A 24,821-nucleotide genomic window follows, 5' to 3' on the forward strand; every position below is an offset into this window, starting at 1 on the left:
AGCGCGTGCGGGATCACGGCGTACCGCCCGCCGGGGGGACGGGAAGGGCCAGCAGGTCGCTGTGGTGGACGACCGCCCGCAGCTCGCCGGCCGCGCACGACTCCAGCCGGCGCCGCAGATACGTCTCCGCGGGCTCCGTCAGCTCCGGCCGCTGTGCGACGGCGGCACCCACCCAGCCCCGCAGCCACTCGGCGGCCAGCGCCGGCCCACCACCGGCGGGGCCGGCGGGGTCGCCGGGGCCCAGCCGCCACGGGCTGGCCTCGGTCCGCACGGTCAGACCGTGGCGCGTGAACGCTTCGGCGGCCTCCGTGACGGCGTCGGGGCCGAGGAGCCGGCGGCCGTCCACGGCCCGGCGCTGGTGGGCGTTGAAGGCGTCGGCGATCTCACCGTCCAGCGGGTCGGCCGGGGAGAACTCGACCCGTCCGGCGACCGACAGCACCAGCAGCGCCGGGCAGCCGGCGGCGGCGCAGGACGCGGCGAGCGCGTCCACCTCCTCGCGGGTCAGCAGGTCGAGCAGGGCGGAAGCGGTGACGAGCGAGGTGCCGGCGAGGACGCCGGCGGTCAGGAGTGTCGCGTCCCCCTGTTCGGTCCCGACCGTGACGGGGCTGCCGTCGGCGGCCGTGCGGGGCATCCGCTCGGCGGCCAGCTCCAGCAGCTCCGGGTCGTGGTCGTGGAGGATCCAGTGCTGCGGCCCGGACAGCCGGGGCGCGAGCCAGCGGCTCATGGAGCCGGTGCCGCAGCCGAGGTCGCGGATCACCAGCGGGCCCCGCCGCTCCGGACGGCCGGCTTGCCGCGGCTGTCCCTCCTCCCCGTCCCGTCCGCCCGCCCAGTGCCGGACCAGCGGGCCGAGCAGCCGCGGCGCGCGGGCGGCGGCGTCGGCGCTCTCCCGCAGGGCCAGCCACTCGGGGGCGTAGCGGGGCGCCCCGTCCCCGGCCGCGGTGCCGGGACCGGCGCCGTCGAGGCTCCCGGTACCGGCCGGGCTCGCCACGGCCGGGTTCCCGGACGGGTCTCCGCCCGTGGCCGGGCCGCCGGCCGGGGTGTCGCGCACGGTCACGGGCTCGGTCTCAGCAGGCATGGGTCCTCCGGAGTTCCGTACGGAGCCGGAGCTCCTCCAGCACCGCGGCCAGGTTCCGCGCGGTCGTCTCCCAGCCGGCCAGGGCATCGCGCCGGCGCCGCGCGGCGGTCCGCCACCGGTCGCGCACGCCGGGCTCGGAGAGCCAGCGCCGCAGGGCGGCGGTGAGCACCGCGGGTTCGTCCGGCGGTACGAGGGCGCCGGGCCGGCAGCCGTCGGGTGTGTGGCCGACGGCCTCCGGGACGCCGCCGACGGCCGTCGCCAGGACGGGGACGCCGCGTCCGAGCGCCTCGGTCACCGCCATGCCGTACGTCTCGGCGTACGAGGTCAGCACGAACAGGTCGGCGGCGGCGTAACTCGCGTCCAGGGCGGCGCCGGTGCGGGGGCCGGTGAGCCGGACCCGGTCGCCGAGGCCGAGTTCGGCGATCAGCTTCCGCAGCCGGGTGACGTAGGCGGGGTCGTGGTCCAGGCCGCCGACGAGATGGCAGCTCCACGGCAGGTCGGTGACGCCGGCCAGGGCCTCGACCAGCCGGTGCTGGCCCTTGCGCGGGGTCACCGAGGCGACGCACAGCAGACGCGGGGCGCCCGTGTCCGCGCCGCTCCCGGCACCGTCCGGTCCTCTGGCGCCGTGTCCGCGCGGGCCGTCGTCCGTGCCCGGCGCCAGCGGGGCGATGTCCGCCCCGGGCGCGGCGGCGTGGACCCGGGCGGGCGCGAGCCCGTGCTGCTCCACCAGCCGGCCGGCGGCCCACTGGCTGGTGGCGACGACGGCCGGCACGGCCCGGAGGGTCTCCCGCTCGGCGGCGTCCAGCTCGGCGGCCGTCGCCGGGTCGAGCCCGGTCTCGTCGCCCAGCGGCAGGTGCAGCAGCACGGCGAGGCGCAGCCGTTCGGCCTCCGGGACGACGATCTCGGGCACGGCGCAGGCGACCAGCCCGTCGAGCAGGACGAGGCTGCCGTCCGCCGGTTCCCGCAGGACGCGGGCCAGTTCGGCGCGCGCGCCGGGGCCCGGCCGCGGCCAGCCGCCGTCGACGGCGTGCGGGTGGACCTGCCAGCCGAGGCGGGGCAGGTCGCGGCAGACGCGGAGGTCGTAGACGTTGCCGCCGCTCGGCGCGGACGGGTCGGCCACGTCTCCCGGCATCACCACGTGCACCGAGCGCGCGGGCGGGGTGGTGGTGGCGGCCCCGTTCACAGCGTCCGCTCGTAACTCGCCCAGGCGATGTGGGATTCGTGCAGGGTGACGGAGATGCCGCTCAGGCCGCGGGCGCCCTCGCCCAGGGCCCCGGCGTGCACCTTGTCGGCCAGCCGGTCGGCGATGACCTTGGCCAGGTACTCCGTCGAGGTGTTGACGCCGGCGAACTCGGGCACCTCGTCGAGATTGCGGTAGTTGAACTCCCCGACCACGGCGCCCAGTTCACTGGTGGCCAGGCCGATGTCGACGACGATGTTGTCGGCGTCCAGGTCCGTACGGCGGAAGGTGGCGTCCACGAGGAACGTCGCGCCGTGCAGACGCTGCGCGGGTCCGAAGACCTCGCCGCGGAAGCTGTGAGCGACCATCAGGTGCTCACGGACGGTGACGCTGAACAACGACCGACCTCCAGGTCTCTGGGCTGTGCGGCCCGCTGCCGGGCCGTGCCATGCAGTACGGCCGGAGCGTAACTCCTGTTCAAAGCCCGGGCCGCGGAGAATTCCGGCGCGCTGCGGCGGCGGTGGTGCCGCGTGCGGCCGGTGACGCGGGGGACGGCGCACGCGGGCGGCTCACGCGGGGCGGCTCATCCCGGCCGGCGCGCGGGACGGCTCACGCGGGTGGGTCGTACCGGACGCGGTGGCACAGCCCGGGGAGTTCGCCCGAGGCGATCCGGGCGAGCGTGGCCGGCAGTTCCTCGAAGGCGCATTCGCCGGAGACGAGGGCGTCGAGGGCGGGGTCGGCGAGCAGGCCGAGGGAGAGCGCGAGCCGGTCGGCGTAGCCGCGGCGGGAGGCGCGGGCGGGGGAGACCGTGCCCACCTGGCTGGCGCGCACGGTCAGCCGGCGGGAGTGGAAGGCCTCGCCGAGCGGCAGGGCGACCCGCCGGTCGCCGTACCAGCTCAGCTCCAGGACCGTGCCCTCCGGGGCGAGCAGTTCCAGCGCCCGCGCGAGCCCGGCCTCGCTGGCGCTGGCGTGGACGACGAGATCGCAGTCGCCCAGGGCGTCCCCCGGGAGGGCGAACCCGGTGCCCAGCGCCTCGGCGACGGCGGCGCGGGACGAATCGGCGTCGACGAGCTGGACGCGGACGCCCGGGAAGCGGGCGAGCAGGGCGGCGACGGAGCAGCCGACCATGCCGGCCCCGATGACGGCGATCCGGTCGCCGACCAGCGGCGCCGCGTCCCACAGGGCGTTCACCGCCGTCTCCACCGTGCCGGCGAGCACGGCCCGGGCGGCGGGGACCGTGTCCGGCACCGGGGTCACGGCGCTCGCCGGGACGACGTACCGGCTCTGGTGCGGGTAGAGGCAGAAGACCGTACGGCCGAGCAGGTGTTCCGGCCCCTCCTCGACGAGGCCGACGCTGAGATAGCCGTACTTGACGGGAGCGGGGAACGCGCCCTCCTGGAAGGGCGCCCGCATGGCGGTGTGCTGGCTCTCCGGCACACCGCCGCGGAAGACGAGGCTCTCCGTGCCGCGGCTGACGCCCGAGTAGAGCGCGCGCACGACGACGTCGCCGTCGGCCGGCTCGGGCAGGGTGACGTCCCGTATCTCCCCGTGGCCGGGCGAGTTGAGCCAGAAGGCGCGGGCGGTGCGCGGCATCGGCGTCCTCCTGGTGAACGCTGGGCTGCTGGCTCACGTTATTGAACGCGAGGCCGCACACGGTACGCGGCGGTCCGACTCTGTCACAGCGTCACCTCCCGGCCGGACCCGGCCGGGACCGGTTCGCACCTCCGCACCGGCACGGCGCCGGGAGCGGAACGCGGACCGGCGGCGGACACGGAACACAGCACAAGCACACAGCCGACAAGCACACAGCACAAGCACACAGCCGACAAGCACACACAGCGGGAGGATGCGCGGTGGCCCTGAGCGACCTATGCGAAACGAGGCTCCTGCGCCAGGAGACGACCGCGGGGGCGGGCGCGCAGATCCTTCTGCTGGTCCTTCTCGACACGGTGGCCGGACTGGGGCTCGCGGGGTGGCTGACGGGCCTGGCGTTCACGGTCGGCACCTGGGCCCTGCTCACCCGCGCCCTGCACCGGTCCTGGCCCCCCAGGCCGTTCGGGCCGGCCAACGCCGTCACCCTGGCCCGTACGACGCTCGTCGGAGGGGTGACCGCGCTCGTCGCGGACTCCTTCACCGGACCGGTGCCGGTGGGGACGCTCGTCGCGCTCACCGCGGTGGCGCTGAGCCTGGACGCGGTGGACGGGCAGGTGGCCCGGCGCACCGGAACGGCCTCCCCCCTCGGAGCCCGCTTCGACATGGAGGCCGACGCCTTCCTGATCCTGGTGCTCAGCCTCTACGACGCCATGGCCCTGGGCGGCTGGGTGCTGCTGATCGGCGCCATGCGCTACGGCTTCGTCGCGGCGGCCCGGGTGATGCCGTGGCTGAACGGGCCGCTCCCGCCGAGCATGGCGCGGAAGACGGTGGCCGCGCTGCAGGGCGTGGCGCTGCTCGCGGCCGGCTCCGGACTCCTCCCGTACGCGGTCGCGTTCGGCACGGTGCTGGGAGCGCTGGCGCTGCTGGTGTGGTCGTTCGGCCGGGACATCGGGACGCTGTGGCGGTTCCGGGTCCGGGACGATGACGTCCCGGCCGGGGATAACGGCGGCGGCGTGACGGAGCGGGGTACGGCGGCACGGGGCAGGGCCCGCCGGGGTGCCGGGGCCGTGGTCGTACGGGGCACAGCGGCGGAGAGCGTCTGAGACCGGATTCACCGGGTTGTGATCTTCCGAGGTCAGGGCATGTAGCGGTGGATGTCCGCCACGACGCGGCAGTGGCCGCATTGTTGCGCCGACTGCCCCGCCAGGTGGAGGGGAGAATCAGTACGTGATGGCCAAGCGGACGGATGGCTTGTCGATGACGTGTCCGCCGGGCATCTTCTCGTCGGGGGTTCCCGCCGGGTAGGCGGTGATCGACGGTGGCAGGGTGCGGTCGTCATCCCAGGCGCGCAGCTGCACGCCCAGTCGCTCGGCCAGTTCCTGGCCGGCCGGCCCGTACCCGGCGGCGCCCAGCCGATACCGCTCGCTGCCCTGAACGTCCACCGGTTCGAGAACCAGGTAGGCCAGGGAGTCGCCTTCGACCAGGGCAGGGCTCAGTGCGGGGATGGCCGGGCGACGGAGGCCGGCGGCGCCGGCGAAGGCCTCGGGGCGGACGGTGATGCGGCAGGTCGCCGGATCCACTGCGCTGAGGCGGAGCCAGATACCGTCGAGGGGTTCGTCCGGTGCGACGGCTACGTTGGTCCACAAGAGGTGTTCCTTCGCCTCGGCCAGGCCCTTGCGCAGGCTGAGCGCGTGGATGGGCTGGTCGGCGTCCCAGTACAGCTTGACCAGGTGGTCCTCGTCGACGTAGCCCTCACGTTCGCCGTCCTGGCCGATCATCGGCAGGAAGCCGCAGGTGGCCAGGGACTCCGAGCGCAGGGAGTCGGCTTCGCGGAGGAAGGCGATGCTGCGGGTCAGGCCGCGCCAGCGCAGCGGAAGTACCAGGCGGCCACCGATGGCCAGCTGATCCCACCATGCTGCGGGCAGGTCCCATACGCCGACGGTGGCGATCAGCCGGTCGAACGGCGCGTATTCGGGGGCTCCGAGGGCGCCGTCGCGCGTGAGGACCCGCACGTCGCTGAAGCCGGTCGCGTCGAGCCGCTGCCGCGCGTGGGCGGCGACGTCCTCGTGGTAGTCCAGCGTGGTGACGTTCCCGGTGGGGCCGGTGAGGTGTCGCATGAGCGCGGCGTTGTAGCCGGTGCCCGCGCCGGCTTCCAGGATGTTGTTGCCCGGCTGGATGTCCAGCTGGGCGAGCATGAAGAACACCACGTCGGGCTGTGAGGCGCAGCTGAGGGGCAGGGCGTCGGGGTCCGGGTTGTCCTTGATCGTTACGGCCTGGTTGGCGTAGGCCAGTTCCAGAGACGCCTGGGGAATGAAGTCGTGCCGGGGGACCGTGCGCATCGCGTCCTCGACCCGGGCGTCGTAGAGGCCCGGGAGGCCGGCCTTCACGATCTGGTCGACCAGGCGGTTGCGCAGTTCCTGGGGAGTGCTGTGCTGAGTCATACATGTCCTTCCGGGAGCGCCCGGCTCGTCCTGGCGGAGTGCGGGCAGAGCTTAGCTGCGTCGTGGTGGTGGGAAGTGGTGGTGAATCGGGTCAGCCGCTCAACAGCAAACAGAGATCCCAACTCCTCTCGGGGGTGGCGAGCTTGGAGTCGTTGAGGTGGACCAGGTCCAGTCCCGCGGTGCCCTCCATGAGCGTGGAGCGGGCCGGTGGGCCGTGCTCTTCGATGTGCGTCGTGAGCCCGGCCCAGAGTCTTGGGAGCAGGTCGGAGAGCTGTCCGTCCTTCTCGTCCTCGGCAGCGCGTCGGGTCGCCTGTATGAGCCCGGACCACCCGTGGCACAAGGAGGCATCGGTAAGCAGGGCGAGCTGTTGCGGGTCCAGCAGGCATCCGGCGAGTGCCTGCTCCGCGTGCTCTTGGAGCGCGGTGTCGCCGAGCGCGCGCCCGGCGAGCTGCAGCGCACGGGCGATCCCCGGAGTGCCGTAGCACCACGACGGTCGCTTCGGGCCCGTGCCCGCGGTACTGCCGCGTCGCTGCTCCTGCAAGTCGATCCACTCCGGCCAATGGGAGGAGCGCCCGTCGCCGGTCTTCCAGTCGTCCAGCCACTGGCAGATGCGAGTCATGGCGCGTTCCTGGCCGGGCACGGTGTAACCGCGCAAAGAGGAGGTGGCGAGAAGCGCAAGAGGCCCGGTGATGCCGTGGGCGAGACCGAAGTTGGCGTGCCCGCCGGCCGGCCACGCGGTCCGCGCTTCGCTGATGCTCCACCAGCCGGGCAGTGTCTGCCCGTCGACGATGATGGGCTCGGTCAACTGGACGAGGTGGGACAGGATGCCGTGCAGCTCACCGGCGTTGCCCCGGCGCAGGTGGTAGACGCCGAAGCCGGCCAGTCCGCTGATCAGGTCGAACTCGGCCGTCTTCGCGGTCCTCCCGCTCTCCAGCCGGGCGCGGGCGGCTTCCAGCCGCGAGGTCGTCATGCGCCGTACATGGTCGTCGAGGACAGACAGGAGCCGCTCGGTGGAGGGGGTGTCCGTGAAGGTGAGGACGTAGGCGACTGCTGGGGCGCCCTCGTACAGCCCGAATCCCTCGGGGCCCGCCATGATCGGCAAACGGAACATGGACTCGGCGCATGCTCGCATCGCTTCCGTATCGCCCACGCCCACAAGCTCTTTGATCGCTTGTAAGAGGGTGGTGCCGGCGGCTCCTGCGTAGAGGGACTGCGGCCAGCCGGGCGCTGCCTGGGCCGTGGGGTTCACTGGTGTGCCTCCGGCCATGCGAGGCACGCGATGGCAGTCTGGCGGGCGATGCGGCGGCAGGTCTTCTCGTCGTCGCGGTTGACGCCGCGCATCCGGTTGTGGTGCATGTGCAGCAGCGACTCCAGCACCGTATCAACGTCCATACCGTCCTCCAGAAGCTCGCGGTAGCGGGCGAGGGCCTCACCGCGGTGGTGCCACGCGTCGGCGAGGGCGGCGGACCAGCCGCGTGCGGCTGGGTTTCCGGCTCGGATGAGATCGATGGCCTGGTTGGTCGCAGCGCGTCCAGCGGCGGCTGATACCGGGCGTTTGGCCAGCCGGCGCAGGCCCTCGTCATCACCGAGCAGGCCGCAAGCGATGTCGACCATGCCGACGGCCGTGAGCGCGTGACCGTGGGCGCCTGGGGCTGTGGTGCCTGCGAGGGCCGTGGCTGCGAGGTACGAGTCGGCGACGAACACGGCTTCCGCGCGGGCCAAGGTGCGACCGCTGCCGTAACGGCCGATTTCGGGGGTGTAGGTGGTGAACGCCAGGTCACTGATCATGCCGCGGTTGTGCAGTGTCGCCGCCCAGGTGCCGATGGCTTCGGTGTGGGCGCTGCGCTGGCCGGCGCTCGCGGCACGAACGCGGAGGCGGATGTGGTCCGCACCGTGTGGGGTCCGGTATCGGATGAACCACCAGTCAGGGTGATCCTGCAGACGTGGGGCGAAGGTGGCCACGTCCTGGGCGATCAGCTCGTCATGGAGATCGGGGTGTGCGTACAGCTGCACGTTCACCCAGGGCGCGGCGGGTGCGGCGGGGAGGGGGCCGAGCGTGCTGTTGCGCTGCACGGGCAGGCGACCGGTGAGGGGATTGGGTGAGGGTGGCCGGGTGCTGGTCATGGGCACGGCCACCTCGTGGACACGGCCGCCGATCCAGCCGAATCCGTCCTCCGGCGGTGTCTCGGTGAGTACGGCCTGGCCGTTACGGTCGAGGTGCTCCCGAAGGATTGCGGCATGTGCGGGCACGTCGAGCATCAGTCGGAGGGCACGGTCGTCGTCGCGTAGCTCGACGGGCCCCTGGCACTGCCACATCTTCCGCCAGGAGGTGAGGGCGTCCATCCACTGGCCGCTGTCCTCCTTGGCAGGGGGAAGGCTGTCGGCGGACAGGTACCAGCGGGCCGGCGACAGGATGGTCTTGTCGTAGCGCACGCGCGGTAAGAACGGTAGCCGCTCGGCTTGCGGGCCCCAGTCGAACCCGGTCCAGGCGGGGCCGAAGGCCCGGGTCAGGTGGGCGAGGAAGCGGGCAAGGAGCGGCGGCTGCTTCTCCAGCGCCATCGCGTGGAAGACCTGCGGGTCGATGACCCGGCGGCGCGAACGGCTCACGAGGTACAGGCGGTTGGCAGTGGCGGTGACGGCGAGGTCGTCGACGTCGATGACCTCGACCTTCTCACCGGCGGGGCGATGTTCTCCCAGGGAGATCGCGCGAGGCAGGTAGGCAGGGATACGCGCGACGTTCTCGATGTGGGCGTACAGGCCCGGGAAGGAGAGCTGGGCAGTGAGCGCGCCTTCAATAGTGGGCGGGACTTGGCGGTACACCTCTTCGAGGCCGGAGCCGGTGGCGACCGGGGTGAACCGGGAGGTGAGCGTCCCTGCGCTTCGTGCCGGTGTGACCGTGACCGTGAAGTGGCCGTCTTGCAGGGCCTGCAGGTCGCGGGCGTGGACGCGGGCGCACATCTCGACGGAGGAGGGTGCTGCATCGCTCACCGCAGGCGCCCCCGCGATCCGGTCGACCAGCTCCTCGGTGAGCACGATCTCGCGGCTGCCGGCAGTGGCTGCCTCCCATGCCACGGCGAGCAGGCGCCCGTCCCGCTCGGACACCACCGGCCTCGCGGCGAGTCTCCGGCTGCCCGGGTACCCGGCCGGGTAGCCGAGCCCGGCCACCGGGTCGATGACGTCCTTGACCGGCACGAGGGTGCCGGTGCCGTAACGCTCCCAGAACGCGGCGTGATAGTCCCGCCACACGCCTTGGCCGGCCGGCTGTCGCGTGAGGCGCAGCAGCGCGTCGGCAGCCCGTTCCATCTGCCCTACGACGCTGCGGGGGATCCGCACGTCGGCGTCCAGGACCAGGTCGGCGGCGATCGGGCTGCGTGCCGCCGCCGAGACGTTGCGGCAGTTCCTCACGGCTGCCTCGCGCGCGATGTGCTGGTCGCGGGCGGGGGCCGTGTTGTGCTCCCGGAAGGCTTCTTGCACGGCCAGGAGACCATCGAGGATGCCGGCCGCGGAGGGCACACTGTCCGCGTCGATGGCCTTGAGCTCGCCGGCGAGGTGGCCCAGCGGATCGGTCTCGGTCATCGGGGCCCGCAGGTTCGTCAGGAGGAACTTCTGTGCCATGAGGGAGGCGATCAGCGCCCGCGCACGTGTGGGATCGGCTTCCGGGAACACCCTGTCGAGCTCGGCGAGCAGCGTGGTGACGCGAACAGGGCGAGTGGTGTGCTTCTCGATGAGTCGTACGACGCGGCTGCGCCGGACGGAGGCGCCCCTCGGACCCCCATGCTGGACGTGCAGTCGGTCCCCGCGGGGCATGGCCAGGGAGTTCAGAATGACGCTCAGGCGGTCCAGGAGCTCCGGGATGGACTCCAGGCGGGTACAGACGTCGTCCAGCCATTCGGTGTCTGCCCGGATGACGGCACGGTGAGCGTCGCCCCACCGCACGTGCGGCTGCCTGTCGATTCCGGCGGCCGCTACCCCAGCGAAGAGGCCGAAGGGCGTCGGGCGCCCGGTGGCGCGCAGAACGTAGGAGACGGTGGCGAGGTAGGCACGCCGTATCTGCCTGGGGTGCACGGGGCGTCCGCTGACGATGTCGTTCAGCCGCGCGGCCAGATCGCCGCTCGCTTGCCGGATCGCGTCGGCGAACACCCGTTGGCGGCAGACGTCTCGCAGCCAATCGCTTACCGCGTCTGTGTCGTGTGGGTCCGGCCATGACGAGGGGAGTGCCGTCAGCGGTGCCGCGGCGGCGCGCAGCAGCGCTGCCCCTGTGTGCTGGTAGACCCTGGTGTGCTTGCCCATCGGTGTCTCCGCCGTTGTGTTCGGAAGGGGGTGGGGCCGGGGGAGTGCCCCCGGCCCCACGTCAGCGGCCGTACGTCACACGGCGCTGGCGCACGAGGACGCGCAGGTGGACTTGCAGCCGTCGCCGGTGCCGCAGGCCTGCGGCAGCTGCTCGGCGTCGATCTCGGTGACGACCTCCACCTGGACGTCGAACGGGTCCTCCGCCGGAGCCGTGGTGGTCTCCGCGATCGGCTTGGTCAGGACAGCAGCAGGAGCCATGCCTACATCCCTTCTGGGTGATGATTGCTGTCGGCCGGCTGGCCGGTGTGCAGCCCTTCCCCGGCCGGCCCGGGCCCCGTGGGGAACGAGTCGAATCGATGGCCGAGGAGGGGGACTTGATGCCCGTCGAGTGGGCTACCGCGGGTGGCCGAGATACAGAGCCGTGAGCAGGCTCCCGGTCGTCACCGCGGGCAGAACGAGGATCTGGAACGTGCCGAAGCCGCACCGGCGGGCGTACCAGCGGGGGTGACGCAGCACATGCCAGAGGCGGGCCAATGTGGTCAGTGAGGCAGCCGCCGGTTTCTCCGGGCTCACGCTGCTCCCTGTGTGAGTAAGCCGTTCGCCTCCGGCCTGTATCGCGCTGCGGGTCATTCGGTGCTGCCTCCGCCCGGCGTGGGCTGTCGTGTGGTTGAGAGCGGGGTTGCGGCGGGGCGCCGTCGGCATGCTCACGGGGCGGCCTTCGGCTCGCGAGGGCTCAGCAGGGTGAGCCAGACGTCCTTGCCGCCACTGGGAGTGCGGAACACGCCGAACTGGTCCGCGATGACGCTGACGAGCTGGAGACCGCGGCCGTCCTCGTCCTCATCGCCGGCGCAACGGCGTTGCGGCAGCGATGGGTCGTCGTCGTGCACGCAGAGCGCCACCCCATCAGGAGTGCGGGTGACGGTGATGAGAGCGCTGCGTCGCCCATCGCGGTCCGGCCGAGCGTGGTGCAGGACATTGGCCAGCAGCTCGGAGACGACAAGAGCCCCGGTGTCGACCAGCTTCTCCATGCCCCACAGGCGCAAGTGCGCGCTCACTAGGACCCGCGCGATCCGCACCGACAGCGGCGTCACGTCGTAGTCCATCTCCAGCATGCCCGCAGTAGCGCGCGTCGTTCCGCGCACGCCGGTTGCAGCGGTGGGGTGAGCAAGGAGACTGGCCATTCCAGATCCACTTCGTTCTGGGCGAACCTCACGCGAGAGGCCCGACTGCGGTGTGTACTGGTGCGTGATCGGTCAGCAACCATTGAGTCAGACCGAAGCCCGAACGTGCAGATGCAGAAACGGAAAGCTCGACTTTCCGTTTCAGGACCCAGGGAACCCCCGTCATGCCGCGACCCGAAAAGCAGCTGACTCCCGACGCCTCGCCGCGAGACTGGTTCGGCCACGAGGTGCGGTACTGGAGGAAGAAGCGTGGCCACTCGGCGTCCTCGTTAGGCCCGTTGGTGCAGGCCAGCCCCTCCCTCATCGAGAAGGTGGAGAAGGGCCGGGCCTCGTGCCGCCGCGACCTGGCGGAGCGTTTGGACGAGGTGTTGACGACCGGCGGCGTGCTCACCCGCGCCTGGGGGATGGTGTCCGGCGAATCGGAAAAGCGCCGTCGTGAAACGGAAAAGAATGCCGGCCCCTCGATGGAGGGCACCGTTCAGGCACACCAAGGCCGCATCCTGGGCAGAGAGACTTCGTCGCCGCTGGGGAGCACTGAGCCTGTGGACCGTCGCGCCTTCCTGGCCAACAGCAGTCTGGCCGCCATCGCATCGATAGACCTTGCCGCGCTCGTCGCCTCCACCACCCCGCACGAGCCACCCACCAAAATTCGCCCCAAGGACATCACGGCAGTCCTCAGCGTGGCTGAAGACATCCACCGCCGGGACAACGCTCACGGCGGCGGAGGGCTCGTTGGCGTTCTCGCCGGCCGAGCCATGGAGTGGGCAGTCCGTCTGCTCACCGTCCCCTGCCCCGAGCAGCTCCGCGCCCCGCTCTACACCGCTGTCGCACGCCTGGGCGTCGTGGTCGGCGCATCCCGTTTCGACGCCTACGCACACGACGACGCCCGCATCGCTTTCAAGATCTCCGCAGACTGTGCCGAGGAGGCCAACGACTGGCACCTGCGCGCCAAGGTGTTCTCCTTCCTCGCCCGACAGGCCGTCTGGATCGGCGACCCGGACACAGGCCTCACCTACGCGGAGAAGGGCCTCGTCCGAGCCGACCGGCTCACACCGACCATCCAGGCCATGCTGCACACGGCCCGCGCTCGCGCCTTCGGAAAGATGGGCGACATCGGCGGCGCCACGGCGGCCGTCGGCGCCGCCGACGACGCCTTCGCGAGGTCCAACCCGCAGGACGATCCACCCTGGATGGCGTACTACAACGAAGCCCAGCACGATGGGGACACCGCACACGCGTTGTACGACCTGGTCCTGTTGAAGGACCAGAACCCCGGACAGGCCAGTCGGCGCTTCGAGACCGCCATCGAAGGCCACGACGACGCATACGCCCGCTCGCGCGCAATCTCCGGTACGAAGCTGGCGAGCCTTCTGATGGCCAAAGGCGACCCGCAACAGGCCACAGCCATCGGCCACCAGGCCCTCACGGACGCCGGCCACCTGACCTCCCGGCGGGCCGCGGATGACCTGAAGGAACTCAACCGGTTCGCCGCCCGGCACCGTCGCACCCCCGAAGTGGCGTACCTGCGCGAACGAATCGCCGCTACGTTGCAGGCATGACGATCTCGGCCCACGCTTCATCCGCGGTCCTGGCCGCAGCCTGCTCCGCGGCCGGGCTCGATCCTTCTGCCGCCGAGCCGATCCGCATCGCGGAGAACGAGATATGGCGTCTGCCGGGTCAGCGCGCCATCGTACGCATCGCGCGCCCCGGTCAGTGGGCAGCAGCTGTCCGAGAGGTGAGCGTCGCACAGTGGCTGGCCGACAACGACGTGCCAGCCGTTCGCGCGCTGCCGGTCGACCAGCCGGTCGAGGTCAGCGGGCGCCCGGTGACCTTCTGGGAGGAACTACCAGCGCACACAAACGGCACCGTCCGCGACGTGGTGCAGCTCCTCAAAAGGCTTCATCCGCTACCGGTTCCCGACTTCCCACTGGGCGACCTCGACCCATTCGTCCGTGTGTCGGAGAGGATCGACGCCGCCACGTCCCTGACCGAGTATGACCGGTCATGGCTCCGGCAACGGCGTGAGGAGCTGCAACGCCAGTGGATCCGGCGTCCCTCCGGACTTCCCGACTGCGTCGTGCACGGTGACGCGTGGGTGGGCAACGTCGCCCGGACGGCCCGCGGTCCGATCCTGTTGGACTTCGAGCGGGTGTCCGTGGGCCCACCGGAGTGGGACCTGGTCTCCACCGCGGTGAAGCTCACCACGACCGGCGCCGTGAGCCCCCCCGAGTACGCAGAGTTCTGCGCCTTGTACGGCGTAGATGTGACGGAGCGGGAGGGGTACGAACTGCTTTCCAGTGCCCGCGAGTTGCGCATGGCCACCTACGCGGCCCAGCACGCCGCCACCCGGCCGGAGTGGACGAAGGAAGCGCAGTATCGCGTGGACTGCCTCCGTGGTCGGCGTGGGCCGCGCCCCTGGAAGTGGACGGGGATTATGTAGTGCTACGCGGCTACCGTGGAGGTTGTCGCGGATCTCGGGAGGGCTGACGTGGATCGACGTAACTTCCTCGCAGGTGTGCCGTTCGCAGCCCTCGCCGGCGTGGGCCCGTCGCGCGACTGGCTGATGAGCACCCTTGACCACAGCCGTGAGCCGGGCCCCCGCGTGCGTCTTGAGGACGTGACAGCGGTGAAGAACATGTTCAGCGAGTTTCAAAGGATGGACGTGCTCCAAGGAGGCGGCTCCGGTCGCCTGATCCTCGCCGAGTACATGAATCACCACGTCTATCCGCTGCTTCGTCGCACCTACAGCGAAGACGTCCGACGTGCCCTCTGCGAAGCCGCGGCCGAGCAGACGTACCTTCTCGGGTGGATGGCCTATGACAATGGCGAGCATGGCGTAGCCCAGAGGTACTTGATCCAGTCCCTGCGTCTCGCCGAGGAATCCGGAAACGCCGCTCTGGGCTCCCATGTGTTGGCCGGCATGGCAGATCAGGCCACGCTGCACGGGGACCCGATCGAAGGGCGTCGCCTGGCCCAGGCCGGGCGCCTCGGGCTGTCCCACGTGGACTCACCTGCCTGCCTGGCGGACCTCTGGTGCCTGGAAGCACGAGCGCTCGCATCGCTCAACGACAAGGCAGCGGCGGTTCGAGCCGTGGTCGAGTCGGAGCGGGCATACGACAGGGCCGGATCGGGGGACCAGCCGGAGTGGGCGGCGTTCATCGACCCCGCGTACCTGCATGGCGAGCACGCCAACACGTTCCGGGACCTTGGTGATGCCAAGTCCGCGGAAGAGCATGCCCGGAAGTCCATCGGCCATGCCAGGAGCCAGAGACGTGCTCGGCGGGGAGCCATGTCCCAGGCAGCTCTCGCGGTCTCTCACCTGCAGCGGAAGGACTTGGAGGCCGCCCACGCGGCTGGCGTTCGGACTCTGAACCTCACCAGGCAGGTCAAGTCCTCGCGTGCAGTGGAAGCCGTGTACGACATTCAGCGGCGAATGCGGCCTTTCGGTGGCCACCGGCTGGTGGCGGACTTCAACGAGCGAGTGAGGGAACTCACCGCAGCGGCGTAGCCGCGAACGCGGGAGCCCCGGGCCCTCGGGCCCGGGGCTCACCCCTGCCGGTGCGGGCCGGTGGTCACCGGCCGGCGGTCACCGCTTCGCCGCCTTGTCCGGGTCCGCGTTCTTGTCCGTGTCCGCTTCCGTGTCCGCGTCCGCTTCCGTGTCCGCGTCCGCGTCCGCGTCCGATTCCGGCTGCGACGCGGACAGGGCCCCGGCCTCCGGGCCGTACGCCGTCAGGAAGCGGTCGCGGAAGGTGTCCATCCGCCAGACCGGGGCGTCCGGGCCGGGCTTCAGGCCCTCGTCCCACTCCCAGTCGGAGATCCGGTCCAGCACGGCCTCGTCCCGGGCGACGATCGAGATCGGTACGTCCCGGCTGGCCCCCTCACCGGCGACGGTCGGGACGGGCTGGTGGTCGCCGAGGACGACGAGCACGGTGTCCTCGTCGCCGTACTCCTCCAGGTACGAGACCAGGCTGTCCATCGAGTACTCGACGGCGCGCCGGTACTCGGTGCGCACCTGCTCGGGGTCCTTCCAGACCTCCTCCGGGTCCTTCCCCTCCTCCTTCATGGCGTGGTAGACGGAGCCGTTGCCGACCTCGTCCCAGCCGATCATCCGCGGGATGGGCGCCCACGGGTTGTGGCTGGTGGCGAGGATGATCCCCGCCATCAGCGGGTCACGGTCCTTCTTGGCGCGCTCCAGCCGCTCGAAGGCGGACAGGGTGTACTGGTCGGGTACCGGCGTCCAGCTGAACTTCGGCCCCTGGTAACCGAGTTCCTTGGAGTCGTAGATGGCGTCGAAGTCGTAGAACTTGCCCTCCGGCCAGGCCCGGGTGACGCCCGGCATCATGCCGACCGTCCGCCAGGCGCCGGAGCGCTGGAAGGCGCCGGTGAGGGTGAGGCGGTCGCTCGCCGTCACGGTGCGGTACCGCCGCTGGTTGTCGACCCAGAGGCCCGACCAGAGGGTGGAGTGGGCCAGCCAGCTGCCGGCGCCGGTCGTGGGGGAGCGGAGGAAGCCGCTCCGGGAGGAGAACCCGGCCTTGTCCAGCCGGTCGGTGTCCTCCGCGAGGGCCGCGCTCATGAGCCGCGACATCTCCGGGTTCTCGTCGATCGCCACCCGGCCGTAGCTCTCGATGAAGGCGAAGAGGACGTCCTTGCCGCGCAGGGCGGTCAGCAGCTCGTCGGGCGGGGTGTCGCCGAAGTCGTCGACGGCGGCCACCCGGGCGAACTTGCGTTCGTCCTCGATGCCCGCCTCGACCCGCTTCACCCGGTCCTTGACGAGCTTCGCCGCGGCGCTGGAGGCCACCGGCGTGCTGCCGATCTGGAGGCCGATCGCGGAGCAGGTGATCCAGACGATGGCGACGACGAAGGTGGTCCGGGTGGCCGTCGCGCGGTGCCGGACCAGGATCTCGCTCAGCCGGATCACCGCCAGTGTCATCAGCACGGGCACGGCGGCGGCCAGGGTCACCGCGCCGATCACGGCCGCGGTCGCGGCGGTCCCGCCGACCGTGGACTCCAGGAAGGAGTGGCCGTCCTCGAAGAGGATCCAGTCGAGCACCAGGTCGAACGGCCGGCTCAGCACCGAGTAGAAGCCGATGTCGACGAACTTCAGGACGAGCAGCAGCCCGAGGCCCGCCCCGGAGAGCGCCGCGACCCACCGCCGGGGCCTGGGCGGCAGGAAGAGCAGGACGGCTGCGGCGACGACCGCCTCACCGGGGAGGCGCGTGAAGGCGAAGGGCGTGAACCGGCTGAGCCCGTTCGGCATGACGAGCGCGGTGAAGACGAGCAGGACGGCCAGGGCCGTCGTCCCGTACGTCAGGACCCTCGCCGCGGCGGGGTGTCCGGCCCGCCACCGGCCGTGCGGGCCGCGGCGCCAGGGGCGCCGGGGGGTTCCGGCGGGGCGGCTGCCCTCGGAGGCGCCGCCTGCGGGGCCGTCCGGGGTGCGGGCCGGGGCGGGCTCGTCCGCGGGATTGACGGTTCCGGGGCCGACGGCGGGGTTTTCGGTCCCGGCGGGCCGCCCGGCCGGAGCGGACTCCTCTGCGGTGGACTCCTCTGCGGCGGACGGCTGTTCGGGGCCGTGGTCCGCTTCGTCGCCTGCGCGGGCGCGGTCGCCTGCGGGGGCGGTGTCGCCTCCGGGGCGCTGGTCCCCGGCTCCGGTGCCGCCCGGGTCCGTACCGGCGGCTGCCGGGGCGTCATCCGCGCCGGGGCCGGCGGCGTCCCGCCCGTCCGTACCGCCGGCGGCGGTGTCCCCGTGGCCCGTCGCGGTGCCCCGGTCCGTGTCCGTGGCGGCGGCCCGGTCCGGGTCCGCGGTCGTGGTGTCGTCCGGTGTGCGCTCCCGGGAGTCGTCCGGCGCCGGGCCGTCCTCCTTGGTGGCGTTGTCCGTTGTCGGAAGCTGACGAGAGAGCGGCAACCCGAGGGTCCTTCCATGCGAAGCCCGGTAGTGGCACGGCGGGCCGGGCCCGGGAGCGGGGCCCGCCGTTAGGGGTACGGCCGGTCGGCGGTAACCACTCAATCAACCGGGCGGGCCACGCGAGGGAAACTGCCGGTCGTGACGGCACGGTGGCCGTCCGCACCCCCCGGGCCGGCCGCCTGCTGTCCCGGCGGTCGCCGGGCCCGGGGAGCCCTCCGCGCTTCCGTGCCCGGCCCTCCCGCCCCGGTTGCCGCCGGCGCGGCGCCGGGTGAGCCTGGACGGAAGGGCGCGGTGGCGCGCCGGCGCCCGGCCGTGTGCGGGACGTCGCGGAGAGGTGGTGGCGTGGACCGGACGGAGGCTCGCGGACGGCCGCGCGCCAGCGGCCACCGGACCGTGCCGCACACCGCCGACCTGCGGGTGGAGGCGTGGGCGGAGACGGCCGAGCGGTGCATCGCCGAGGCGGTGCGTGCCGCCGTCGAGAGCTTCGCGGACGTCTCCGGGGCCGTGGCGGTGGCCGAGCGCACGTTCGAGGTCACGGCGGCGACCGACGAGGACCTGCTGGTCTCCGTCCTCGATGAGGCCGTCTACCGCCTGGACGCCGACGGCGAGATCCCCCTGGAGACCGTGGTGGGCCCGATCCGGGGCGGGGAGGGCGGCCGGGCCGCCACCGTCCGCTGCCGGATGGCCGACGCCTCCCGCACTCCGCTGGTCGGTGCCGTGCCCAAGGCCGTCTCGCTGCATGACCTCCGGCTGCGCGGTGACTCCGGGGAATGGGCCTGTGCGGTGACCCTCGACGTCTGAGACCCGCCCGGAGCCGGGCCCGGACCCGCCCGGACCCGGGACGGCCGCGGTGGCGGGAGAAGGGGGCCGGCCGAATGGCGGCGCGGCCCCGGCGGACCGGAGGTGGAGATGTGGAGATCGTACTGACGGAGGAGACCCCGTACCGCTTCCGGATCGAGGAGCGGGAGGCGATGCGCGTGCCGGGGGTGGTCTTCGCCTCGCGCGAGCTGCTGCCGCAGGCGGCCGGGGACAAGGCCCTGGAGCAGGTCGCGAACGTGGCGACCCTGCCCGGCGTCGTCCGCGCCTCGTACGCGATGCCCGATGTGCACTGGGGATACGGCTTCCCGATCGGCGGGGTCGCCGCCACCGACATCGATGAGGGCGGTGTCGTCTCGCCCGGCGGCGTCGGCTTCGACATCTCCTGCGGGGTGCGGCTGCTGGCCGCCGGGACGACCCGTGCGGAACTGGACCCCGGTGGTTTCGAGCGGCTGATGGACATCCTCGGCCGCACCGTCCCGCGTGGCATGGGACGCGGCGGCCTGTGGGAGCTGCCCGGCCCGGACGCGATGGACGACCTGCTGGTGGACGGCGCCCGGTACGCCGTCGAGCACGGCCACGGGGTGCCCCGCGATCTGGAACGCTGCGAGGACTCCGGGGCGCTGGAGGGCGCCGCGCCCGGCGAGGTCAGCCGGCGGGCGGTGGAGCGGGGACTGGGGCAGGTGGGCAGTCTGGGGTCCGGCAACCACTTCCTGGAGGTCCAGGCGGTCGGCCACCTCTACGATCCGGAGGCGGCGGCGGTCTTCGGGCTGCGGCCGGACCAGGTCTGCGTCATGATCCACTGCGGCTCGCGCGGACTGGGCCATCAGGTGTGCACCGACCATGTGAAGGTGATGGACCGGGCGCTGCACCGCTACGGCATCCGCCTGCCGGACCGTCAGCTCGCCTGCGCCCCGGTCGACTCGGCCCCGGGCCGCAACTATCTGGGCGCCATGGCGGCCGCCGCCAACTACGGGCGCGCCAACCGGCAGTTGCTCTCCGAGGCGGCCCGCCGGGCCTTCACCACCGCACTCGGGACCGGTCTCGACCTGGTGTACGACATCTCGCACAACATGGCCAAGGTCGAGACGCACGAGGTGGACGGCCGGCCACGCCGGCTCTGCGTCCACCGCAAGGGCGCGACCAGGGCCCTGCCGCCGGGTGACCCGGACCTGCCGGAGGACCTCGCGGAGGCGGGACAGCCGGTGCTCGTCCCCGGCACCATGGGCACCGCCTCGTACGTCATGACCGGCCTGCCCGGCAACGACGCCTTCCACTCCGCCTGCCACGGCGCGGGCCGGGTGATGAGCCGCCATCAGGCGCTGCGCGCGGTCCGCGGCGAGCGGTTGCGCGCCGACCTGGAGTCGAAGGGCGTGGCCGTCCGGCCGTCCTCCTGGCGGGGGCTGGCCGAGGAGACCCCGGAGGCGTACAAGGACGTGGACGTGGTCGCGGACGTCACGGAGGGCGCCGGCCTCGCCCGGCTCGTCGCCCGTCTGGTGCCGCTGGGCGTCGTCAAGGGCTGACGGAGCGTCGGCGCGGCACACGAAGACCCCCTGCCAACGGGAGCGGCAGGGGGTCTCCGGCGCGGTCCGACGACGGTGGAGGTGATCAGCCGGGGGCTTTCAGGGCCGCCGGCCGGAGGACGTCGGACCGGTGCGGGTGGAGCGAGTGGAGCGGGTGGAGCGGGACGGGTGCCGGGCGCGGAGTCGGGGCCGGGTCCGGCGTCCGTCCGTGGTCACCGGCGGCCGTGGCCCCAGTGGCCGCGGTGGTGCCCGCGTCCGTGGCCCCAGTGGCCGCGGTGGTGACCGCGTCCGCGGTCCCAGTGGCCGTGGCCGTGACCGCGTCCGTGGCCCCAGCGGCCGTGTCCGCGGCCGTGGCCGTGACCCCGGCCCCGGCCGCGGTGCTCGGTGTACCTCTCCTGGTCGTAGCTCTGCTCGTAGCGGATCTGGCCGCGGTCGGACTGGATGTCCGACTGGGCCGCGGCGGTGCCGGTCCCGAAGATCCCGACCGTCCCCAGCATGGCCATGACGATGGCGGCCTTCTGCAGTTTGCGCATGAGGTCTCCTCTTCCTCCAGTGATGTCATCCGGCGAACCGGATGGGGTGGATAGAGGCTAACCATCCTTTTCCCGGCTTAGGTGGCACATGGTCCGGATAGAGCCCGGATAGGGGTTTTTCGGTATGTCTGTTCGTCCCAGTGGCCCTCCGGGGCGGCGGACCGGGCCCGGGGACGGGGCCGGGGGTGGCGTCCGGGTTCGGTCCCCGGACGCCACCCCCGGCTTTCCCCGCCCCGGCCACCCGTTCGAGGGCGGGGAAGGCGTGGTCAGTTCGGCCAGACCTGGGCCTTGAGATAGCTCTTCTCGACCGTCACCGGCTCCTCGCCGTAGTGCGCGATCTGAAGTTTGATCTTGCGGTCCTTGCGCGCCTTGCCCGAGAAGGGGAAGGCGAGGAAGGTGCTCCCGGCGGTGCCGGGCGTCTCACCGATCGGATGATGCTGCACGGTGTCGCCGGAGGCGTCGTCCTCGACGATGCGGGCCTGGAGCTCGCGGCCCGGGGTGAGGCCGCGGACCCGTATCGAGGCCACGCCGTTGTACTGGCAGTTGGTCGCGAACGTGCGGCCGCCCGCGGCGTGGTGCTTGAGCGGGTCCGACCACTCCTGGTCCCAGGCCACCGAGTACCAGGTTCCGGGAACCATGGTGAATTCCTTGTGCATACCGAGACTGAGGTAGAGCGGCACGTCGTCCTCCGGGGCGGTGTTGTCCTGACCGGGCGGGCGTGAGAGCAGGGCTTTCACGCGGGACCGGAAACTGCTCATGGTGAAGCCGCGCGGATCGACCTTTCCCGGCTGCCACTCCAGGTGCCCGATGACGGAGCGTTCGTTCCAGCCGTGCGCGCGGCAGATGGCGGCGGCCCAGCGGGCCGCGGCGTCGAGCTGGGGTTCGGGCCACGGGTCGCGGCCGTTGCCGAGGTTGATCAGCTCGATGCCGTAGAAGTAGCGGTTGCCGTCGGTGTTGGCCTCGTTGTCGGCCGGCAGGGCGCGCTCGTCGATGACGGCGCGCAGGACGTCGTCGTCACCCGAACCGGCGTGGTTCGCCCGGCCGTTGCCCACCATGTAGAGCGTGCCGTTCTTGGCGCCCACGGTGTGGCAGAGCGGCCCGGGCAGCGAACTGTGCCCGTTGTAGCAGAGGGCCACGGACGAGTCGGTGCCGGAGGTGACGGTGTGGTGGATCATCACGCCGTACACCGGCCCCCAGGGACCCTTGTGGTTGCGGTTGTGGGTGCGCCAGCTCTTGTACTCGACGACCTTGCAGCCTTCGGCCTTGATCGCTGCGAGGAGCCGGCTCGCGGAGAGGGGTGTGGCCATGGGGCATCCCTTGGACTGCTGGATGGAAGAGGGCACGCCGTGGGGGCGGGACATGCCGGGAACAGAGAAGGTAGCCAACTATCCGTAATATCAACGGACTTCGAGAGTCTCGGCGTGTTGGCTCAGTGGTGATGCCCGTGACGCGCCGGTGCGGAAACGCCCTCCGGGCAAAACGCCGGGAATTGGCCGGTAACGGGCCTTGACGCGGACCGCGGTGACCGGCCGTCACTCCGGCAGGCGCAGCCGGCCGACCGTCGTCAGGGGATGGCGGGTCGAGCTCTGCCGCACCTCCACCGTCAGCACCGGCGGTACGGGCAGATACGGCGTTCCGTCCGTGGTCACGGCTTCGGCCGCCGCCGGCTCCCCGCCCGGCGGCAGAGCCGCGAGGGCCCCGGCGAGCTGCGCGCGGACCGCGGGGGCCAGCGGGGAGGTGAGGACGGGGGTGTCGTCGCCGGGCAGGACCACCGCCAGGGCGTGCGGATGCGTGCGGGAACCCGTCACCCCGGCGACCACCGCGTCACGGGTGTCGGAGTGCCACTGGTGAAGTGTCGGTATTCGAGAGTTGCAGTATTCCGGGACTGGTGAGCTCGCATGTTCAGGTGTCGCGTATTCGCGGCTGAGCCCAGATGGGACTCGCGCTGGCTGCCGAGTTATTCACGCAAGGGGTGACGCCGCCGCAGCTAGCACGGCGGTTGCGGGTCTCACGGAAGTCCGCCTATGCCTGGCATGCCCGCTGGCGAGAAGACGGCGTTGAGGGGCTGCGGTCCAAGGGGTCGTCCGGACGTCCGTCGCGGATGAAGCCCGAGTGCGGGCCTGGCTGCCGTCGGAACTGGAGAAGGGACCCGCCGCGCACGGCTGGACGGAGGATCAGCGCTGGACGCTGGCCCGGGTGGCCACCGTGATCGCCCGGCGCTTCCACGTGTGCTTCATCCAGGTCCAGACCTGGCGCATCCTGCGCGAGATGGGCTGGACGGTTCAGGTGCCGGTGCGGCGGGCTGCCGAACGCGACGAGGAGGCCGTGGCCACGTGGGTCAAGGAGACGTGGCCACGGGTGGAAAGACGGTGAGGGACCGGGACGCCTGGCTGTGGAGAGCTCGCGATCCTGAGCGGTTCCCTACATTGACGCGCGCGGGTCAGGTGCCGATCTCCCGGTGGACGCCGCCGGCAGCGGTGTTGACGCCCTCGGCGAGGGTGGGGTGAATGTGGATCGCTCGGGCGATGTCGCTGTAGGTGGCGCCGCAGGTCATGGCGATGACGGCTTCGTGGACGAGGTTGCCGCCGTCGGGTCCGGCGATGTGGCAGCCCAGGATGCGGTCGGTGGCGGCGTCGACGACGAATTTGATCAGGCCGCGGGTGTTGCCGATGGCGCGGGCCTTGACGACTCCGGTGAAGTCCTGGCGGCCGATGAGGACGTCATATCCGGTGGCGCGGGCGGCGGGTTCGGTCAGGCCGACGGAGCCGACCTCGGGGTCGGTGAACACCGCGTGCGGGACGACGCGTCCGGCGGTGGAGCGGTCCTGGCCGCGGTAGGTGGTGCGGTAGGCGATGTCGGCGTCGTCGCGGGCGGTGTGGGTGAACATCGGCCCGCCGCGGATGTCGCCGAGCGCCCACACGCCCTCGGCCCCGGTGCGCAGCAGGTCGTCGACGGGCAGGAAGCCGCGGGCGTCGGGCTCAAGGCCGAGGTGTTCCAGGCCCAGGGTGTCGGTGTTGGGGGTGCGGCCGGTGGCGATGAGGAGGTGGCTGCCGGTGATCTCGCCGGTCTCGCTGCCCTGGCAGCCGGCCCGGATGTTGCCGGGGCGGCCGTCGACGGCGGTGCAGGTCGTTGCGGTGAGGACGGTGATGCCGTCAGTGGTGAAGCCGTCGGTGACGGCGGTGGAGATGTCGGGGTCCTCGGAGGGCAGCAGGCGGTCCGCGCGCTGGATGAGGGTGACGCGGGAGCCGAAGCGGGCGAACATCTGGGCGAACTCGCAGCCGATGTAGCCGCCGCCCACCACGATCAGGTGCTCGGGCAGCTCGGTGAGGTCCAGCAGGGTGCGCGAGGTGTAGTACGGGGTGGCATCGAGGCCGTCGATCGGGGGGATGGTGGTACGCAGACCGGTGACCAGGAAGATCTTGTCGGCCTCCAGGTCGGTGCCATCCACGCGCAGCCGCCTCGGTGCCGTGAAGCGTCCCTCGGCGGGGTAGAAGTCGAGCTGATCGGCCTTGCCGACCGTCTTGTAGGAGCCGGAGCGGATCGTGTCGACGATCCGGTTCTTGCGGGCGACGACCGCGGCGAGATCGACGGTGGGGGTTGTGGTCGTCACGCCGAACTCGGCGGCGCGGCGCACCTGGTGGGCCACCGCGGCGGAGGCGATCATCGTCTTGGTGGGGATGCAGCCCCGGTTGAGGCAGGTGCCGCCGAGTTTCTCCTTCTCCACGAAGGCGACCCGGCCGTGCCGGGCGGCGCGCAGGGCCAGGGGCAGTCCGGCCATGCCGCCGCCGATCACCAAGGCGTCATATCGCTCGACCATGCGAAAACTCCCTCTCCGTCTTCTGTTTGCCGATCCGGTGCGGGCGGTGCGTACAGGGGCCTTAAGGCATCCTCAGCCGTACGGGCCGGTGGGGCCGGAGGGGTGCGGCCGTTCGGCGGATGGGGGTGGCAAGCGACGGCTGATTGCGGTGCGGTGGCGCCGATGCCACAGCGCGGCGGCGGTGAGCAAGACGGCCCCGCTGGCCCAGAGCGGCCAGGTCACAGGGGTAGCGGTGGCAGTGGCCCCGGTGGCTGCGCCGCCCGCGGTTGCGGTGGCCAGCGCCGGGCCGCTGCAGCACAGGCCGATCAAGGACAGCCCGGCACCCAGAGCCGCGCCGAAGGTCCCGAGCGCGGCGAAGGTGGCCGTCAGGAGGTGGCCGAGCATCCGACGGAGCCGGTTGAGGACGTTGGGGGGCGCCGTGCGCATCGACTGGACTCGGGGGCTGGGCGGACGGGGTGAGGGTGTGGCCG

The 24,821-nt window shown here is 72.0% G+C and carries 21 protein-coding genes and 2 pseudogenes; 7 read left to right on the plus strand and 16 right to left on the minus strand.

The window, feature by feature from the left end:
- Window positions 1-13 precede the first annotated feature (13 nt).
- The 4 genes from SXIN_RS22780 to SXIN_RS22795 all read right to left on the minus strand — a co-directional run bounded on the left by SXIN_RS22780 (window position 14) and on the right by SXIN_RS22795 (window position 3,848).
- The gene (locus SXIN_RS22780) at window positions 14-1,075 is read right to left on the minus strand and encodes a class I SAM-dependent methyltransferase (protein WP_107501172.1); all 1,062 of its coding nucleotides are present in this window, start codon (window positions 1,073-1,075) and stop codon (window positions 14-16) included.
- Window positions 1,065-2,207 carry a glycosyltransferase family 4 protein gene (locus tag SXIN_RS22785; protein ID WP_095758157.1) on the minus strand — a complete coding sequence of 381 codons (1,143 nt, stop codon included), beginning with the start codon at window positions 2,205-2,207 and terminating at the stop codon, window positions 1,065-1,067. Before SXIN_RS22785 ends, SXIN_RS22780 begins: the two co-directional genes overlap by 11 nt.
- A gap of 47 nt (window positions 2,208-2,254) precedes the next feature.
- Window positions 2,255-2,653, minus strand: a complete 399-nt coding sequence (locus tag SXIN_RS22790; RefSeq protein WP_019709268.1) for a 6-pyruvoyl trahydropterin synthase family protein — start codon at window positions 2,651-2,653, stop codon at window positions 2,255-2,257.
- A gap of 211 nt (window positions 2,654-2,864) precedes the next feature.
- Window positions 2,865-3,848, minus strand: coding sequence for a zinc-dependent alcohol dehydrogenase (locus tag SXIN_RS22795; RefSeq protein WP_019709269.1), 984 nt, complete (start codon window positions 3,846-3,848; stop codon window positions 2,865-2,867).
- 260 nt (window positions 3,849-4,108) lie between these two features.
- On the opposite strand from SXIN_RS22795, the gene SXIN_RS22800 reads away from it, so the two are divergent.
- On the plus strand, window positions 4,109-4,951 hold the full coding sequence (locus tag SXIN_RS22800; RefSeq protein ID WP_019709270.1) for a CDP-alcohol phosphatidyltransferase family protein: 843 nt from the start codon (window positions 4,109-4,111) through the stop codon (window positions 4,949-4,951).
- 117 nt (window positions 4,952-5,068) lie between these two features.
- On the opposite strand, the gene fxlM is transcribed toward SXIN_RS22800, so the two are convergent.
- From fxlM to SXIN_RS22830, 6 genes are all read right to left on the minus strand, one after another.
- Complete coding sequence (gene fxlM, locus SXIN_RS22805; RefSeq protein WP_019709271.1) at window positions 5,069-6,289, minus strand: methyltransferase, FxLD system; 1,221 nt, start codon at window positions 6,287-6,289, stop codon at window positions 5,069-5,071.
- 91 nt (window positions 6,290-6,380) lie between these two features.
- Window positions 6,381-7,556, minus strand: a complete 1,176-nt coding sequence (locus SXIN_RS22810) for a lanthionine synthetase C family protein (protein WP_095757442.1) — start codon at window positions 7,554-7,556, stop codon at window positions 6,381-6,383.
- Window positions 7,535-10,579 (minus strand): lantibiotic dehydratase, encoded by a 3,045-nt coding sequence (locus tag SXIN_RS22815; protein ID WP_039821486.1) that lies wholly within the window; start codon window positions 10,577-10,579, stop codon window positions 7,535-7,537. Before SXIN_RS22815 ends, SXIN_RS22810 begins: the two co-directional genes overlap by 22 nt.
- Window positions 10,580-10,654: 75 nt before the next feature.
- Window positions 10,655-10,837: an FxLD family lanthipeptide gene (locus SXIN_RS22820; protein WP_019709274.1), complete on the minus strand. Its 183-nt coding sequence runs from the start codon at window positions 10,835-10,837 to the stop codon at window positions 10,655-10,657.
- A gap of 135 nt (window positions 10,838-10,972) precedes the next feature.
- Window positions 10,973-11,152 (minus strand): hypothetical protein, encoded by a 180-nt coding sequence (locus SXIN_RS22825; RefSeq protein ID WP_039821488.1) that lies wholly within the window; start codon window positions 11,150-11,152, stop codon window positions 10,973-10,975.
- Between the two features lie 131 nt (window positions 11,153-11,283).
- A complete protein-coding gene (locus SXIN_RS22830; protein WP_019709276.1) occupies window positions 11,284-11,691 on the minus strand; it encodes an ATP-binding protein in 408 nt (135 codons plus the stop codon).
- Window positions 11,692-11,924: 233 nt separating this feature from the next.
- Between SXIN_RS22830 and SXIN_RS22835 the strand changes: the two genes are divergently transcribed.
- From SXIN_RS22835 to SXIN_RS22845, 3 genes and pseudogenes are all read left to right on the plus strand, one after another.
- Complete coding sequence (locus SXIN_RS22835) at window positions 11,925-13,319, plus strand: helix-turn-helix domain-containing protein (protein WP_019709277.1); 1,395 nt, start codon at window positions 11,925-11,927, stop codon at window positions 13,317-13,319.
- Complete coding sequence (locus tag SXIN_RS22840) at window positions 13,316-14,200, plus strand: aminoglycoside phosphotransferase family protein (RefSeq protein ID WP_019709278.1); 885 nt, start codon at window positions 13,316-13,318, stop codon at window positions 14,198-14,200. Before SXIN_RS22835 ends, SXIN_RS22840 begins: the two co-directional genes overlap by 4 nt.
- Before the next feature lie 3 nt (window positions 14,201-14,203).
- Window positions 14,204-15,268: pseudogene (locus SXIN_RS22845) on the plus strand (transcriptional regulator); the annotation flags it as partial.
- Window positions 15,269-15,346: 78 nt separating this feature from the next.
- Here SXIN_RS22845 and SXIN_RS22850 read toward each other — a convergent pair.
- Window positions 15,347-17,662: a sulfatase gene (locus tag SXIN_RS22850; RefSeq protein WP_192883621.1), complete on the minus strand. Its 2,316-nt coding sequence runs from the start codon at window positions 17,660-17,662 to the stop codon at window positions 15,347-15,349.
- Window positions 17,663-18,004: 342 nt separating this feature from the next.
- Between SXIN_RS22850 and SXIN_RS22855 the strand changes: the two genes are divergently transcribed.
- A complete protein-coding gene (locus SXIN_RS22855; protein ID WP_019709281.1) occupies window positions 18,005-18,463 on the plus strand; it encodes an archease in 459 nt (152 codons plus the stop codon).
- 110 nt (window positions 18,464-18,573) lie between these two features.
- Complete coding sequence (locus SXIN_RS22860) at window positions 18,574-20,001, plus strand: RtcB family protein (protein ID WP_019709282.1); 1,428 nt, start codon at window positions 18,574-18,576, stop codon at window positions 19,999-20,001.
- Between the two features lie 212 nt (window positions 20,002-20,213).
- Here SXIN_RS22860 and SXIN_RS22865 read toward each other — a convergent pair whose 3' ends face one another.
- From SXIN_RS22865 to SXIN_RS22875, 3 genes are all read right to left on the minus strand, one after another.
- On the minus strand, window positions 20,214-20,534 hold the full coding sequence (locus tag SXIN_RS22865) for a hypothetical protein (protein WP_019709283.1): 321 nt from the start codon (window positions 20,532-20,534) through the stop codon (window positions 20,214-20,216).
- A gap of 266 nt (window positions 20,535-20,800) precedes the next feature.
- The gene (locus SXIN_RS22870; protein ID WP_019709284.1) at window positions 20,801-21,841 is read right to left on the minus strand and encodes an N-acetylmuramoyl-L-alanine amidase; all 1,041 of its coding nucleotides are present in this window, start codon (window positions 21,839-21,841) and stop codon (window positions 20,801-20,803) included.
- Between the two features lie 225 nt (window positions 21,842-22,066).
- Window positions 22,067-22,342, minus strand: coding sequence for a hypothetical protein (locus tag SXIN_RS22875; protein WP_019709285.1), 276 nt, complete (start codon window positions 22,340-22,342; stop codon window positions 22,067-22,069).
- Window positions 22,343-22,482: 140 nt separating this feature from the next.
- Between SXIN_RS22875 and SXIN_RS33085 the strand changes: the two are divergent.
- Window positions 22,483-22,936: pseudogene (locus SXIN_RS33085) on the plus strand (winged helix-turn-helix domain-containing protein); the annotation flags it as partial.
- Window positions 22,937-22,974: 38 nt separating this feature from the next.
- Here SXIN_RS33085 and SXIN_RS22890 read toward each other — a convergent pair.
- A complete protein-coding gene (locus SXIN_RS22890) occupies window positions 22,975-24,351 on the minus strand; it encodes a dihydrolipoyl dehydrogenase family protein (RefSeq protein ID WP_016325368.1) in 1,377 nt (458 codons plus the stop codon).
- Between the two features lie 72 nt (window positions 24,352-24,423).
- Window positions 24,424-24,777 carry a hypothetical protein gene (locus SXIN_RS22895; RefSeq protein ID WP_019709286.1) on the minus strand — a complete coding sequence of 118 codons (354 nt, stop codon included), beginning with the start codon at window positions 24,775-24,777 and terminating at the stop codon, window positions 24,424-24,426.
- Between the last annotated feature and the right edge of the window lie 44 nt (window positions 24,778-24,821).

The sequence above is a fragment of the Streptomyces xinghaiensis S187 genome, assembly GCF_000220705.2.
Taxonomy (GTDB): Bacteria; Actinomycetota; Actinomycetes; order Streptomycetales; family Streptomycetaceae; genus Streptomyces; species Streptomyces xinghaiensis.